Origin of the sequence: Delftia deserti (assembly GCF_042653485.1) — a bacterium.
Classification (GTDB): Bacteria; Pseudomonadota; Gammaproteobacteria; order Burkholderiales; family Burkholderiaceae_C; genus Comamonas; species Comamonas acidovorans.
In genome coordinates this window covers 5,930,848-5,946,318 of sequence record NZ_JBHSIH010000001.1, presented here as the reverse complement: position 1 = coordinate 5,946,318, position 15,471 = coordinate 5,930,848, and the positions used below count along the sequence as shown (strand labels likewise).

Sequence of the window (15,471 nt, the reverse complement as noted above, 5' to 3'; positions counted from 1 at the left end):
CTGTCATACAAGCGACTTGCAGCATGGGATGGCTGCGCTGGCGCTGTCATGCAAAGGTCATGACCAGGTCACGCAGCCACGAGGGCCGCGCTGTATCGCCAGGGTGCTAAGCTCGCTGCCATCCCCTGGATGGCGTTGGCTGCTGCACACCTGCCGCAGCCGTGTCGCGTCGTCCACCTTTCGCGCATGCCCTCTTCCAATCCCCCCGAAAGCCGCCTGGCTGCCATCGACATTGGCTCCAACAGCTGCCTGCTGGCCATGGCCCGCAGCGACGGCGCAAAGGTACAGCTGTTCAGCCACCGCAAGGAAGCCATACGACTGGGCAGCGCCCTGGACGCACAGGGCGCCCTGAGCCTGGAGGCCATGCAGCGTGGCTGGGCCTGCCTGGAGCGCTATGCGCAGGTGCTGGGCGACCTGCCCCGCCATCGCGTTCGTGCCGTGGCCACGCAGACGCTGAGAGAGGCATCGAATCGCCAGGTCTTCCTGGACGAGGGCCAGCGCATCCTGGGCTGCGCCATCGAAGTCATCGACGGCGAGGAAGAAGCACGCCTGATCTATCGCGGCGTCGCCCAGTTGCTGCCGCCCGGTCCCCAGCGGCGGCTGGTGGTGGATATCGGCGGCCGATCGACCGAGCTGTGCCTTGGTCAGCAGCGGCAGGTGCTGCAGGCACGCTCCTTCGCCTTCGGCAGCGTGACCTGGGCATTGCGCCACTTTCCCGATGGAGAGTTGTCGGCCCAGGCACTGTCCCAGGCCGAAGCAGCGGTGGCCGACGTCATTGCGCCCGAAGCCGCGCGGTTTGCCGCCGGGCAGTGGAGCCATGCCTATGGGTCCTCGGGCACGGCCGGTGCCATCGTCAAGGTGCTGGCCCATGCGCCCGATGGCACGGCCGGCTGGATCACGCGGCAGGGACTGGACTGGCTGCAGGCGCAGTTGCTGCGTGCAGGGCATGTCAGCCGCGTGAACATGGACGGGCTCAAGGAAGAGCTGCGCCCCATGATCGGCGGCGGCATGAGCGTGATGCGGGCGATCTTCTCCAGCCTGGGCATCGAGCGCATGCGCGTGACGCATGGCGCCCTGCGACATGGCGTGCTGTATGAGCTGGCCGATAGGCTGGATGCCGAAGCCTCCGGAAAACACAGGCGCAGGCCGGATTCACCCGGCCCATGACTGCCCAGGCCCTGCTTGCGTCAGGTAAGGCCGATAGAGTGTTTTTCGCACAAGTGCTACACTTTGTAAGCCTCCCAACCTCCCTCCATCACCGCCCCACCGCTTCGCCATGTCCGCGCCGACGATTGCGTACGACCCTGTACTCGAACGTCCGTCTTCGATGATGGCGGCGTCCCTTCAACGCAGCCTGCGCGAACAGCAGGCCCTGCTCGACAATGCCGGCGTCGGCATCGTCTTCATTCGCCAACGCGTCATCGTCCGCTGCAACCAGTGCTACGCAGACATCTTCGGCTACGCGGGCGAGCATGCGCTGGTGGGCATCAACAGCGAACACCTGCATCCCAGCCGCGATGAGCTGCGCAGCCTGGGACGCGAGGCCTACCGCACGCTGAGTGCCGGCCTGTCCTTTCGCACGCAGCGCCGCCTGCGCCGCAAGGACGGCAGCCTGTTCTGGGGAGAGCTCACGGGGCGGCTCATCAATCCGGGCGATGCGCGCGAGGGATCGATCTGGATCGTGAGCGATATCGACGACCGCCTGCGTGCCCAGCAGGCCCTGAGCCAGGCCCACGAGCTGCTGGAGCAGCAGGTACGCGACCGCACACGCGAACTCAGCGCCACGGTGGAGAACCTGCACCGGGAGATCGCCGACCGCAAGCTGGACCAGGAACGCATCTACTGGATGGCGCACTACGACGCGCTCACCGGCCTGCCCAACCGCACGCTGCTGGCCGAACGCAGTGCCCGCGCCATCGAGCTGGCCAAGGCCAACGACACGCCGCTGGCCGTGATGTTCCTGGACCTGGACCACTTCAAGCATGTCAATGATTCGCTGGGCCACCGCGTGGGCGATGCCCTGCTGGTGGAGATTGCCCGCCGCCTGCGTGCCGTCGTGCGCGACCGCGATACGGTGGCGCGCATCGGCGGCGACGAATTCGTGCTGCTGCTGCCAGGCGCCAATGCCCAGGGCGCGGCCCGCGTGGCCGGCAAGCTGCAGGAGGCGTCGCGCCAGGCCTACCAGATCGACCGCCATGAACTGACCATCGCACCGTCCATGGGCATTGCGCTGTACCCGCGCGACGGCCACGACATCGACTCGCTCACCCAGGCAGCCGATGCGGCCATGTACCACGCCAAGCAGGCCGGCCGCAACACCTACCGCTTCTTCACGCCGCAGATGCAGGCCCAGTCCCTGCGCGCCCTGCAGCTGGAGAACGCGCTGCGCCGGGCGCTGGAGCGCAATCAGCTGTATCTGCACTATCAGCCGCAGATCACGCTGAGCACGGGCCGCGTGCGCAGCGTGGAGGCGCTGCTGCGCTGGGAGCACCCGGAACTGGGCTCGGTCTCACCGGCCGAGTTCATTCCCGTGGCCGAGGACAGCGGCCAGATCCTGCAGATAGGCGAATGGGTGCTGCGCAGCGCCATGCAGCAATTGCAGGCCTGGCGCAATGCGGGCCTGTGCGACCTGAAGGTGGCAGTGAATCTTTCGGCCATCCAGTTCCATCAGCAGCAACTGCCCGAGATCATCAACCGCATCCTGCTCGACAGCGACCTGCCGGCCGATTCTCTGGAGCTGGAGCTGACCGAGGGCGTGGCCATCCATGATCCGCGCCAGGCGACAGCCACCATGGACCGGCTGCGCGAGCACGGCGTACGCCTGGCCATGGACGACTTCGGCACCGGCTATTCATCCCTGAGCCAGCTCAAGCGCTTTCAGATCTACAAGCTCAAGATCGACCAGTCCTTCATCCAGGATCTGGACCACGACAGCAACGACCGCGCCATTGTCAGCGCCATCATCCGCATGGCCCAGGCCCTGGGCATGCAGACCACGGCCGAGGGCGTGGAGACAGAGGCACAGCTGGAGTTCCTGCGCGAGCAGGGCTGCGATGAGGCCCAGGGCTACCATTTCAGCCGCCCACTGGCACCAGAGGCGCTGGAGTCCTTCTTGCGCAGCCAGGGCTGACCGGGTCGCATCACCGCGCGCATCGCATCACCTCGCGCACCGCAATCCAGACGAAAAAAAGCCGGGGCATGAAGCCTCGGCCTTCCATGCGCAGGAGCGCGCAACCGCTCAGGCAACCGGCGAATTCTTGGCCACGCTGGCCAGGCGCTCGGCACAGCGGCTGGCCTGATCGCCATCGCGCGCCTCCACCATCACGCGCAGCAAAGGCTCGGTACCGCTGGCGCGGATGAGCACGCGCCCCGTATCTCCCAGTTCGGCCTTGACAGCCTCGGTGGCCTCTTCCAATTGGGTGTTGCGCTTCCAGTCCTGGCCCGGCTGCAGCCGCACGTTGAGCAGCACCTGGGGAAACAGTTGCACGGACGACAGCCACTGCGACAGGCTCTTGCCCGAGCGCACGCAGGCCTGCAGCACCTGCAATGCGCTGACCAGGCCGTCGCCCGTGGTGTGCTTGTCCAGCGCCAGCAAATGGCCCGAGCCCTCACCACCCAGGGTCCAGCCCTGGCGGTGCAGCTCTTCCAGCACATAGCGGTCGCCCACCTTGGCACGCACAAAGCCCACGCCCTGGGACTTCAGCGCCACCTCCACGGCCATATTGGTCATCAGCGTGCCCACGGCGCCCGGCACGGCCTCGCCGCGCGCCAGCCGGTCGGCTGCCAGCAGATACAGCAGTTCGTCGCCGTTGTAGAGCCGCCCGGCCGCATCGACCAGCAGCAGGCGGTCGGCGTCGCCGTCCAGCGCCACACCGAAGTCGGCCTTGTTGGCACGCACGGCCAGAACCAGCGCCTCGGGATGGGTGGCACCCACGCCTTCGTTGATGTTCAGTCCGTCGGGTGCGACGCCTATGGCAACCACATCGGCACCCAGCTCATGGAAGACCTTGGGCGCAATCTGATAGGCCGCACCATGAGCCGCATCGACGACGATCTTCACGCCCTTGAGCGTGAGCGCATGGTCGAAAGTGCTCTTGCAGAACTCGATGTAGCGGCCCGCCGCGTCCTCCAGGCGCCGTGCCTTGCCCAGCGCAGCGGAGTCGGCCCAGACAGGCTCCTCGGCCAGGGCCTGCTCGACCTCTTCCTCCCAGGCATCGGGCAGCTTGGTGCCCTGGGCGCTGAAGAACTTGATGCCGTTGTCGTAATAAGGGTTGTGGCTGGCACTGATGACCACGCCCAGGCTGGCGCGCTGGGCGCGCGTCAGATAGGCCACGCCCGGCGTGGGCAGGGGCCCCAGCAGCATCACGTCCACGCCGGCAGAGTTGAACCCGGACTCCAGCGCGCTCTCCAGCATGTAGCCCGAGATCCGCGTGTCCTTGCCGATCAGCACCATCGGACGGGCTTCCTTGCGCCGCAGCACACGGCCCACGGCATGCGCCAGACGCAGCGCGAAGTCGGGGGTGATGGGCGAGCGGCCGACCAGGCCGCGAATTCCGTCGGTACCAAAATATGTGCGTGCCATAGTGCTCCTTTGTTGTTCAGTTGTTGTCGTGCATGGTCTGCCAGACCGTCAATGCCGCCACCGTATCGGCCACGTCGTGCACGCGCACCACGCGCGCGCCACGCTCCACCGCCAGCAGTGCCGCAGCCACGCTGGGCACCATGCGCCGGCCTTGCGCAAGGCCACTGACCTGCCCGAGCGAGCCCTTGCGTGACCAGCCGGCCAGCAGCGGGAAGTCTAGGCCCAGCAATTCGTGCTGGCGTGCAAGCAGGGAAAAATTCTGTGCCACGCTTTTGCCGAAGCCGATGCCATAGTCCCAGACGATGCGCTCCCGTGCCACGCCCCGGGCCAGCAGGGCATCGGTGTGCGCCTGCAGGAACGCGCGCACGGCAGGTACGGCATCTCCTTGCATGGGAGTGGTCTGCATGTCCTGCGGCGTGCCATGCATGTGCATGAGGCAGATGCCGCAGCTCGGGTGGGCGGCCACCACCTGCTGCGCGCCCGGCTGGCGCAGCGCCCAGATGTCGTTGACGATGTCGGCCCCCTGATCGAGCACAGCCTGCATGACCTCGGGCTTGTAGGTATCGACGGAGACAGGCACGCCCAGTTGCACCGCGCCCTGCACCACGGGCAGCACGCGCCGCAACTCCTCATCCAGCGGCACGGCCGGTGAGCCGGGCCTGGTGGACTCGCCGCCGATATCGAGGATGTGCGCACCTTCGCTGACCAACTGCTCTGCATGCCGCAAGGCCTGCTCCACCGTGTTGTGCCGCCCGCCGTCGGAAAACGAGTCGGGCGTCACATTGACGATGCCCATGACCAGTGGACGCTGAAGGTCTAGAACGAAGCGCGAAGTCTGCCATTGATGCGGCATGGGATTTCCTGAAGGTAGGCGCTCGCTCGAGCGTGGGTTCATCACTGGCCGGTGCAGGTGCTTGAACACATCCGGCAAGCAAAGCAAAAGGGCCCCTCAGGGCCCTTTGCATGGGATTGGCCGATTCTGCGGCAAGCAGCTCAGGCCGTGGTGGGCGACGGGTCGGCATCCACTGCGGGCGTGCCGCCGGACGAGTTGCCACCGTCGGACGAGGGCGGGTTGCGAGGCACCCAGTCCTTGGGAGGACGCGGCTCACGACCTGCCATGATGTCATCGAGTTGCTCGGCATCGATGGTTTCCCAGTCGAGCATGGCCTTGGCCATGGCGTGCATCTTGTCGGAGTTGTCCTCGATCAGCTTGCGCGCCAGTCCGTACTGCTCGTCGATGATGCGGCGCACCTCCTGGTCCACCTTCTGCATCGTCTGCTCGCTGACGTTGTTGGTCTTGCTCATCGAGCGGCCCAGGAAAGGCTCGCCTTCCTGTTCCGCATAGACCATGGGGCCCAGCGCATCGGTCATGCCATAGCGGGTGACCATGTCGCGTGCGATCTGCGTGGCCCGCTCGAAGTCGTTGCTTGCGCCCGTGGTCATCTGGTTCATGAACACTTCTTCGGCAATGCGCCCACCGAACAGCATGGCGATCTGGTTGAGCATGTACTCCTTGTCGAAGGAGTAGCGATCCTTCTCGGGCAGGCTCATGGTCACGCCCAGCGCACGGCCGCGCGGAATGATGGTGACCTTGTGCACGGGATCGCACTTGGGCAGCAGCTTGCCGATCAGCGCGTGGCCTGCCTCGTGGTAGGCAGTGTTGCGGCGCTCTTCCTCGGGCATGACCATGCTCTTGCGCTCGGGGCCCATGATGATCTTGTCCTTGGCCTTCTCGAAGTCCTGCATCTCGACGGTGCGCGCATTGCGGCGCGCGGCCATCAGGGCTGCTTCGTTGCAGAGGTTGGCCAGATCGGCACCCGACATGCCCGGCGTGCCGCGCGCGATCACGCCCGGGTTCACGTCCTGACCGACAGGGATCTTGCGCATGTGGACATTGAGGATCTGCTCACGGCCGCGGATATCGGGCAGCGTCACGTACACCTGGCGGTCGAAACGGCCGGGGCGCAGCAGCGCCGCATCCAGGATGTCGGGACGGTTGGTCGCAGCCACCACGATCACGCCGAGGTTGGTCTCGAAGCCATCCATCTCGACCAGCATCTGGTTCAGTGTCTGCTCACGCTCGTCATTGCCGCCGCCCAGGCCTGCGCCACGCTGGCGACCCACGGCATCGATTTCATCGATGAAGATGATGCAAGGGGCATTCTTCTTGGCGTTCTCGAACATGTCGCGCACGCGGGCCGCACCCACGCCGACAAACATTTCCACGAAGTCGGAACCAGAGATGCTGAAGAACGGAACCTTGGCCTCACCAGCGATGGACTTGGCCAGCAAGGTCTTGCCGGTACCCGGAGGCCCGACCAGCAGCAGGCCGCGCGGAATGCGGCCGCCGAGCTTCTGGAACTTGTTGGGGTCCTTGAGGAAGTCCACGACTTCCTTGACCTCTTCCTTGGCTTCGTCGCAGCCTGCGACGTCGGCAAAGGTCACGGTGTTGTTGTTCTCGTCCAGCATGCGGGCCTTGCTCTTGCCGAAGCTGAAGGCACCGCCCTTGCCGCCGCCCTGCATCTGGCGCATGAAGTACACCCACACGCCGATCAACAGCAGCATGGGGCCCCAGCTGACGAGCAAGGTCATCAGGACCGAGCCTTCCTCGCGGGGCTTGACGTCGAACTTGACGTTGTTGTTGATCAGATCACCCACGAGCCCGCGATCCAGGTAGGTGGCTGTCGTGCGCACCTTGCGATCATCGTTGGTCGTGGCCACGATCTCGGTGCCACCGGGGCTTTCCTGGATGGTGGCGCTCTTGATGCGGTTGCTTCGCACCTCTTCCAGGAACTCGGAGTAACCGACATGGGACGCGCCAGCGCCGCCACGGGTGTCAAATTGTTTGAACACCGTAAACAGCACCATGGCGATGACCAGCCAGACGGCAATTTTTGAAAACCACTGATTGTTCAAGCGGGGCTCCAATGGGGATACAGATAAAACGACTTCCAGCGTGCTCGAAGCGTATTTGCGGTCCATTTTAGGTGTTTCAAGCTGGCTGGTCGCCTATATCCCTCTATAGCAGCCATAGCTTGAATGCGGTCTTGACCCGCGTCAGGGCAGCGCCGGGCGCTGGACAGGGCTACTTGAGCCCCATGCCCACCAGAAACGTCTCCGAAGACTTGTCGCGCGAGGACTTGGGCTTGATCGGCTTGACCACCTTGAAGGTCTGCCGGAACAGCGCTACCAGGTCATCGTAGGCCCCGCCGTGGAAGAGCTTCACGACCAAAGCCCCTTCAGGTTTCATATGGTGGATGGAAAAATCAACCGCCAGTTCGACCAGCAGCGCAATGCGCGCCGCATCCGTCGTGCCGTTGCCCGACAGGTTGGGAGCCATGTCGGAGACCACCACATCGGCCTTGCCCCCGCCCAGAGCCTCCTGCAGCTGCGCCAGCACCGGCTCCTCGCGGAAGTCGCCCAGAATGAACTGCACGCCCTCGATGGGCTCCATGGGCAGCAGATCCAGCGAGATGATGCGGCCATTGAGCGCGCCCACCGCCGCGCCTTCTGGCGACAGGCAGCGGCGCACGTACTGGCTCCACGCCCCTGGCGTAGAGCCCAGGTCCACCACCGTGGCCCCCGGCCGGATGAGCTTGAGCTGCTCGTCGATCTCCTTGAGTTTGTAGGCCGCGCGAGCGCGGTAGCCGTCCTTCTGGGCGGCCTTGACGTAAGGATCGTTGACGTGGCTGTTGAGCCAAGCCTTGTTGACCTTCTTGCTTTTTGTTTGGACTTTCATGCTGGATTCTTTCAGCCTCGATAATACGGCCATGCCCCAAATTCAATTGACTCCCGCCGAGCGCCGGGAACACCGCGCCAACGCACACCACCTGGACCCCGTGGTCCTCATCGGAGGTGACGGCCTGACGGCTGCCGTGCAAAAGGAGGTCAACGCCGGCCTTAACGCACATGGCCTGATCAAGGTCCGTGTCTTCAACGACGACCGCGCCGCACGCGAGCAGATGTATCTGCAACTGTGCGACGAACTTGGCGCTGCACCCATTCAACACATCGGCAAGCTGCTGGTGCTCTGGCGCCCCATGCCGGAAAAGGAAAAAGCCATCGACGAGAACCGCATGCCCGGTCCTCGCGATGTCAAGCTGCTCAAGTTCAGCAAGCGCTCCGGCCAGAAGCCCGAGGTCAAGCAGATCCGCGTGCTGGGCAACCAGCGCCTGACGGCAGGTGGCCAGGTCAAGCGCGCCAAGCCCAAGCAAAAGTCGGTCAAGAAGCGTCAGGCAGACTGAGTCCGCCGTATCCATGACCGTAGCATCCCATGCCGCCAGCGTGGCCCAGGCCGCGCAACCGCCCTCCGCCTCCCCCTCTGCGCAGCAGCGCTTCGTGATCTGCATGAAGTGGGGCAAGAAGTACGGTCCGGAGTATGTCAACAGGCTCTACGCCATGGTGCGTCGGCATCTGCAGGGCGATTTTCGCCTTGTCTGCCTGACCGATGACGGCGTGGGGATTCGTGACGAGGTCGAATGCCTGCCGATTCCTCCGCTGAACCTGCCTGCAGGCATTCCGGAGCGCGGCTGGAACAAGTTGGCCACGTTCAGTGCCGACCTGCATGGCCTGCGTGGCACGGCGCTGTTTCTTGACGTGGACGTGGTCATCACCGGGCCGCTGGACGATTTTTTCACCGAACCCGGTGAATTCCTCATCATCCACGACTACAAGCGTCCGTGGCGCATCACCGGCAATTCCTCGGTGTACCGCTTCGAGCTCGGTGCTCACCCCGAGGTGCTGGACTATTTCCGCACGCATTTCGAAGAGATACGCCGCAACTTTCGCAACGAGCAAGCCTATCTGTCCGACATGCTGCACAAGCAGGGCAAGCTGAAATACTGGCCCCAGGCCTGGTGCCCCAGCTTCAAGTACCACTGCATCCCCGCATGGCCGACAAACTACTGGAAGCCGCCCTTCGTGCCGGATGGTGCACGCGTCGTGATCTTCCACGGAGAATGCAATCCGCCCGACGCGTTGGCCGGCCGGCGCAATCGGCGCTTTCGCTATATCCGGCCTGCCGGCTGGGTGGCAGAGCACTGGCACGAGTGAGCAAGCTCGAGCCCCGCAAAAAACGCCCGCGCTTGCGGGCGTTTTCGTTTGCCAGGGCGCCGAACCGGCAGGACCGGGGTCAGGCCGTGGCCTCGTTGTTCGCTTGAGACGGACTGCCTATGCGCCACAGCACGACGAGCGCGCACAGCCACTGCAGCGCATACATCACGGTGCCCACGCTGTGCCACAACTTGAGGTTGTCGCGTGCAACGATGCGCGGCGACACGCCGTACTGGACGACAAATGCCAGCAGCATGCCTGCGATCACAAAGCCCAGGCAGGCTTTGGCCCAGGGCTGCAGGACCTGCTCCTTGTTGCGCCGGGACAGGACCAGCAGCAGGGCCGTGCAGGCGATCGACACCCAGGTCTGCGCGGCAAACAGCTTGGCAGCCATGAAGCCCGCGACAGCCGGCGTGGGCAAGTGGGCGAACAGCATGGGCACCGCCATGAAGCCTATGGCCGACAGGCTGCCCCACCACAGGGCAGCAGCCAGCAGGGGAATGCGCTCGTACAGGTTGCTCATGGGCTTAGGCCTTCCTCAATGATCGAGGCACAGGCACTGACGCATCAGAGGTAGCGCACCGACACCACTTCATAGCGGCGCTCGCCGCCTGGTGCCTGCACGACGGCGGTATCGCCCTCTTCCTTGCCGATCAGCGCGCGCGCGATGGGGCTGGAGACGTTGATCAGGCCCAGCTTGAGGTCGGCCTCGTCCTCGCCGACGATCTGGTACTTGACCGTGTCGCCGCTGTCTTCATCCTCGAGTTCAACCGTTGCACCGAAGACCACGCGGCCACCAGCATCCACGGCAGAGGGATCGATGATCTGGGCAGCCGACAGCTTGCTCTCGACTTCGGCAATGCGGCCTTCGATGAAGCCCTGGCGGTCCTTGGCGGCCTCGTATTCGGCGTTTTCGCTCAGGTCGCCCTGGGCACGGGCCTCGGCGATGGCCTGGATGATGGAGGGACGCTCCACGGTTTTCAGGCGGTGCAGTTCGTCCTTGAGCTTCTCGGCTCCGCGCTTGGTGATGGGAATGGTGGCCATTGAAAAGTCTCCATGTTCAGCGAACGCCGCGCGCTGCGCGGCTTCTTCGGTACAGGCGTGCCGGCGACTTTGCGGCTGGGCCTGCACCCCAAAAGCAAACCGCCGCACGTTGCCGCGCGGCGGTTTCATCGAATGATTCGTTCCATTATGCCGCGTTTACCCACCCGGAATGGTGGGAAAACCCGGCGGCACTGTCGGACAGTGCCGCTCGCTGCGCGCCATCAAAAAAACAGGCGCAGCGGCAATGGAAAGACCTCAGGCAGCCTGCAGTTGGGCGTGCAATTCCTGGACCGAGTGCACGTCCATGTTGCCCATGGACTTCATGCCTTCGACGGCAGCTTCTGCACCGAAGATGGTCGTGAAGGTGGTCACGCGGGCCAGCAGCGCGCTGGTGCGGATGGCCCGCGAGTCGGCGATGGCGTTGCGGCGCTCCTCCACCGTGTTGATGACCATGGCGATCTCGCCATTCTTGATCATGTCCACGATGTGGGGGCGGCCTTCGGTCACCTTGTTGACGAGTTGCACCTCGATGCCCGCCTCGGAGATGGCCGCTGCCGTGCCGCGCGTGGCGCACAGCACGAAGCCCATCGCAGCCAGCTCCCTGGCCACGGCCACGGCACGCGGCTTGTCGGCATTCTTCACGGTCAGGAAGACCTTGCCCTGGGTCGGCAGCGTGACGCCGGCGCCCAGCTGGCTCTTGACGAAGGCTTCGCCAAAGGTCTTGCCCACGCCCATGACTTCGCCGGTGGACTTCATCTCGGGGCCGAGGATGGTATCCACGCCAGGGAACTTCACGAACGGGAAGACGGCTTCCTTGACACTGAAGTACGGCGGCGTGACTTCCTTGGTGATGCCTTGCTGGGCCAGCGTGTCACCGGCCATGCAGCGCGCAGCCACCTTGGCCAGCTGGATGCCGGTGGCCTTGGAGACGAAGGGCACGGTGCGCGAGGCACGCGGGTTGACTTCCAGCACGTAGATCACGTCGCCTTCGGCCGTTTCCTTGATGGCGAACTGCACGTTCATCAGGCCTACCACGCTCAGCGCGTTGGCCATGGCGGCAGTCTGGCGCTTGATCTCGGCCACGGTCTCGGGCTTGAGGTAGTAAGGCGGCAGCGAGCAGGCGGAATCGCCCGAATGCACGCCAGCCTGCTCGATGTGCTCCATCACGCCGCCGATGAAGACGGCGCCTTCGCGGTCGCGCACGCAGTCCACATCGCACTCGATGGCATTGGACAGGAAGTGGTCCAGCAGCACGGGTGAGTCATTGCTGACCTTGACCGCTTCGCGCATGTAGCGCTCCAGGTCGCGCTGCTCGTGCACGATTTCCATGGCACGGCCACCCAGCACGTAGCTGGGACGCACGACCAGGGGGTAACCCAGGCCGGCCGCCTTTTCCAGCGCCTCGGGCTCGGTACGGGCCGTGGCATTGGGCGGCTGGCGCAGGCCCAGCTCATGCAGCAGCTTCTGGAAGCGCTCGCGGTCTTCGGCCGCGTCGATCATGTCGGGCGTGGTGCCGATGATGGGCACGCCTTCTTTTTCAAGACCCAGGGCGAGCTTCAGGGGCGTCTGGCCACCGTACTGCACGATGACGCCAACAGGCTTTTCGACAGCCACGACTTCGAGCACGTCTTCCAGCGTCAGCGGCTCGAAATACAGGCGGTCCGACGTGTCGTAGTCGGTGGACACGGTCTCGGGGTTGCAGTTGACCATGATGGTTTCATAGCCGTCCTCGCGCATGGCGAGCGCAGCATGCACGCAGCAGTAGTCGAACTCGATGCCCTGGCCGATGCGGTTCGGGCCACCGCCCAGCACCATGATCTTTTTCTTGTCCGTCGGCTCGGCTTCGCACTCCTCGTCATAGGTGGAGTACATGTAGGCCGTGTCGGTGGCGAACTCGGCAGCGCAGGTGTCCACGCGCTTGAACACGGGGCGCACGCCCAGTGCCTTGCGTGCCTCGCGCACGGCCTTCTCATTGCTGTGCAGCAGCTTGGCCAGGCGACGGTCGGAGAAGCCCTTTTGCTTGAGCGTGCGCAGCGTGGTGGCGTCCAGTGCGGCCAGCGCGGCATCGCCCTTTTCCTCGTAGACCTGGTCCAGCTCGAGTTCGATCTTCACGATCTCTTCGATCTGCACGAGGAACCACTTGTCGATCTTGGTGATGTTGTGCACCTCGTCCAGCGTCCAGCCGGCAGCGAAGGCATCGCCCACATACCAGATGCGGTCCGGACCGGGCTCGCCGAGTTCCTTTTCGAGGATTTCGCGGTCCTGGGTCTTTTCGTTCATGCCGTCCACGCCCACTTCCAGGCCGCGCAGCGCCTTCTGGAAGGACTCCTGGAAGGTACGGCCAATGGCCATGACCTCGCCCACGGACTTCATCTGCGTGGTCAGGCGGTTGTCGGCAGCGGGGAACTTCTCGAACGCGAAACGCGGGATCTTGGTGACCACGTAGTCGATCGAGGGCTCGAACGAAGCGGGCGTCTTGCCGCCCGTGATGTCGTTCTTGAGCTCGTCCAGCGTGTAGCCCACGGCCAGCTTGGCAGCGACCTTGGCGATGGGGAAGCCCGTGGCCTTGGAGGCCAGCGCCGAGGAACGCGACACGCGCGGGTTCATCTCGATGACGATCATGCGGCCGTCCTTCGGATTCACCGAGAACTGCACGTTGGAGCCGCCCGTGTCCACGCCGATCTCGCGCAGCACCGCCAGCGAGGCGTTGCGCATGATCTGGTATTCCTTGTCGGTCAGCGTCTGCGCGGGTGCCACGGTGATCGAGTCGCCGGTGTGCACGCCCATCGGGTCCAGGTTCTCGATGGAGCAGATGATGATGCAGTTGTCCGCCTTGTCGCGGACGACTTCCATCTCGTACTCCTTCCAGCCGAGCAGCGATTCCTCGATCAGCAGCTCATTGGTCGGGGACGCTTCCAGCCCGCGCTTGCAGATGGTCTCGAACTCTTCGGGGTTGTAGGCAATGCCGCCGCCCGTGCCGCCCAGCGTGAAGCTGGGGCGGATGACGGTGGGAAAGCCCATTTCCTTTTGCACGGCCCAGGCTTCGTCCATCGAATGGGCGATGCCCGAGCGTGCCGAACCCAGGCCGATGCGCGTCATCGCATCCTTGAACTTGAGGCGGTCCTCGGCCTTGTCGATGGCCTCGGGAGTTGCGCCGATCAGCTCGACCTTGTACTTGTGCAGCACGCCGTTGCGCCACAGGTCCAGCGCGCAGTTCAGCGCGGTCTGGCCGCCCATGGTCGGCAGGATGGCGTCGGGACGCTCCTTGGCGATGATCTTCTCGACCGTCTGCCAGGTGATGGGCTCGATGTAGGTGACGTCGGCCGTGGCCGGGTCGGTCATGATCGTGGCAGGGTTGCTGTTGATCAGGATGACCTTGTAGCCCTCTTCGCGCAACGCCTTGCAGGCCTGCACGCCGGAGTAGTCAAACTCGCAGGCCTGGCCGATGACGATGGGACCGGCGCCAATGATCAGAATGCTTTTGAGGTCGGTGCGCTTAGGCATTTTTGTGTTTCTCCATCAGCGCCGTGAAGCGGTCAAACAGGTAGGCGATATCGTGCGGGCCGGGCGAAGCCTCGGGGTGGCCCTGGAAGCAGAACGCAGGCTTGTCCTTGTGCTCAAGGCCTTGCAGCGTGCCGTCGAACAGGCTGATGTGCGTGGCGCGCAGCGTGTCGGGCAGGGACTCCATCTCCACGGCAAAACCGTGGTTCTGGCTGGTGATGCTGACCCGGCCGTTGTCCAGGTCCTTGACGGGGTGGTTGGCGCCGTGGTGGCTGTTGGCCATCTTGAAGGTCTTGGCGCCAGCGGCCAGGGCCATGATCTGGTGACCCAGGCAGATGCCGAAGACGGGCTTGCCGGACTCCACCAGCTCCTTGGTGGCGGCAATGGCGTAGTCGCAGGGCTCCGGGTCGCCAGGGCCGTTGGACAGGAAAACGCCGTCGGGGTTGAGTGCCAGCACATCCTTGGCGGGCGTCTTGGCCGGCACCACGGTCAGCTTGCAGCCGCGCTCGGCCAGCATGCGCAGGATGTTGAACTTCACGCCGAAGTCATAGGCCACCACATGGAAACGCGGGGCCTGCTGCTGGCCGTAGCCTTCGCCCAGCTTCCACTCGGTTTCCGTCCATTCGTACTGCTGGGCGGCGCTCACCACCTGGGCCAGATCCAGGCCCTTCATGCTGGGAGCCGCCTTGGCCGCAGCCAGTGCCTCGTCGATGCGCGCCTGGGTCACTTCTTCGCCAGCAGCCAAACCGACGATGGCGCCGTTTTGCGCGCCCTTGTCGCGCAGCAGCCGTGTGAGCTTGCGCGTGTCGATGTTGGCAATCGCCACCGTGCCGCTGCGCGTGAGGTAGTCGGGCAGGGTCTCGGACTTGCGGAAGTTGCTGGCCAGCAGCGGAAGGTTCTTGATGATCAGGCCCGCCGCATGGACCTTGCCAGCCTCGACATCCTCTGCGTTGACGCCGTAGTTGCCGATGTGCGGATACGTGAGCGTCACGATCTGCTGGCAGTAGCTGGGGTCGGTGAGGATTTCCTGGTAGCCGGTGATTGCCGTGTTGAAAACGACTTCACCAACCGTGGTGCCTTGCGCACCGATCGAGTTGCCAACAAAGACCGTGCCGTCTGCGAGCGCCAGGATGGCGGATGGGAATGCTCCCTTGAGAGACAAAAGCACTGGGTTCTCCGGTTCTAATTACGGTTACGCCCAGCGTGCCGCACGGACGGATCCGGGCGGGTTATAGCTTGTCTGCAGGGGGTGGCGAGGAAGCGTCGCTAGGCGTAGTGTGGAATGCTTGAAA

General features: G+C 64.5%; 12 protein-coding genes. 4 read left to right on the top strand and 8 right to left on the bottom strand.

All coding sequences use genetic code 11. The features are described 5' to 3' along the window. Positions 1–186 precede the first annotated feature (186 nt). Together ACFPFG_RS28110 and ACFPFG_RS28105 are read left to right on the top strand one after the other, a co-directional pair. Positions 187–1,167: a Ppx/GppA family phosphatase gene (locus ACFPFG_RS28110; RefSeq protein ID WP_183021538.1), complete on the top strand. Its 981-nt coding sequence runs from the start codon at positions 187–189 to the stop codon at positions 1,165–1,167. A gap of 109 nt (positions 1,168–1,276) precedes the next feature. Beyond that, on the top strand, positions 1,277–3,130 hold the full coding sequence (locus ACFPFG_RS28105; protein ID WP_183021539.1) for an EAL domain-containing protein: 1,854 nt from the start codon (positions 1,277–1,279) through the stop codon (positions 3,128–3,130). A gap of 108 nt (positions 3,131–3,238) precedes the next feature. Here the strand turns inward: ACFPFG_RS28105 and glmM are convergent, their stop codons facing one another. The 4 genes from glmM to ACFPFG_RS28085 all read right to left on the bottom strand — a co-directional run bounded on the left by glmM (position 3,239) and on the right by ACFPFG_RS28085 (position 8,321). Further along, entirely contained in the window at positions 3,239–4,582 is a 1,344-nt protein-coding gene (gene glmM / locus ACFPFG_RS28100) for a phosphoglucosamine mutase (protein WP_183021540.1), read from the bottom strand. Between the two features lie 16 nt (positions 4,583–4,598). Beyond that, on the bottom strand, positions 4,599–5,435 hold the full coding sequence (gene folP, locus ACFPFG_RS28095; protein WP_380109216.1) for a dihydropteroate synthase: 837 nt from the start codon (positions 5,433–5,435) through the stop codon (positions 4,599–4,601). Positions 5,436–5,575: 140 nt separating this feature from the next. Beyond that, positions 5,576–7,498: an ATP-dependent zinc metalloprotease FtsH gene (gene ftsH, locus ACFPFG_RS28090; RefSeq protein ID WP_183021542.1), complete on the bottom strand. Its 1,923-nt coding sequence runs from the start codon at positions 7,496–7,498 to the stop codon at positions 5,576–5,578. Positions 7,499–7,667: 169 nt separating this feature from the next. Beyond that, complete coding sequence (locus ACFPFG_RS28085; RefSeq protein ID WP_043819011.1) at positions 7,668–8,321, bottom strand: RlmE family RNA methyltransferase; 654 nt, start codon at positions 8,319–8,321, stop codon at positions 7,668–7,670. Positions 8,322–8,352: 31 nt separating this feature from the next. Here ACFPFG_RS28085 and ACFPFG_RS28080 point away from each other — a divergent pair, with 31 nt between their 5' ends. Together ACFPFG_RS28080 and ACFPFG_RS28075 are read left to right on the top strand one after the other, a co-directional pair. Next, a complete protein-coding gene (locus tag ACFPFG_RS28080) occupies positions 8,353–8,826 on the top strand; it encodes a YhbY family RNA-binding protein (RefSeq protein ID WP_012206726.1) in 474 nt (157 codons plus the stop codon). Positions 8,827–8,839: 13 nt separating this feature from the next. Beyond that, a complete protein-coding gene (locus ACFPFG_RS28075; protein WP_183021544.1) occupies positions 8,840–9,634 on the top strand; it encodes a glycosyltransferase in 795 nt (264 codons plus the stop codon). Between the two features lie 79 nt (positions 9,635–9,713). On the opposite strand, the gene ACFPFG_RS28070 is transcribed toward ACFPFG_RS28075, so the two are convergent. The 4 genes from ACFPFG_RS28070 to carA all read right to left on the bottom strand — a co-directional run bounded on the left by ACFPFG_RS28070 (position 9,714) and on the right by carA (position 15,347). Then, entirely contained in the window at positions 9,714–10,157 is a 444-nt protein-coding gene (locus tag ACFPFG_RS28070; RefSeq protein ID WP_183021545.1) for a DUF4149 domain-containing protein, read from the bottom strand. A gap of 44 nt (positions 10,158–10,201) precedes the next feature. Then, positions 10,202–10,678: a transcription elongation factor GreA gene (gene greA / locus ACFPFG_RS28065; RefSeq protein WP_016447473.1), complete on the bottom strand. Its 477-nt coding sequence runs from the start codon at positions 10,676–10,678 to the stop codon at positions 10,202–10,204. A gap of 255 nt (positions 10,679–10,933) precedes the next feature. Next, complete coding sequence (carB, locus tag ACFPFG_RS28060) at positions 10,934–14,182, bottom strand: carbamoyl-phosphate synthase large subunit (protein WP_197955661.1); 3,249 nt, start codon at positions 14,180–14,182, stop codon at positions 10,934–10,936. Next, positions 14,175–15,347 (bottom strand): glutamine-hydrolyzing carbamoyl-phosphate synthase small subunit, encoded by a 1,173-nt coding sequence (gene carA, locus ACFPFG_RS28055; protein ID WP_016447475.1) that lies wholly within the window; start codon positions 15,345–15,347, stop codon positions 14,175–14,177. The genes carB and carA overlap by 8 nt, the downstream gene beginning before the upstream one ends. Between the last annotated feature and the right edge of the window lie 124 nt (positions 15,348–15,471).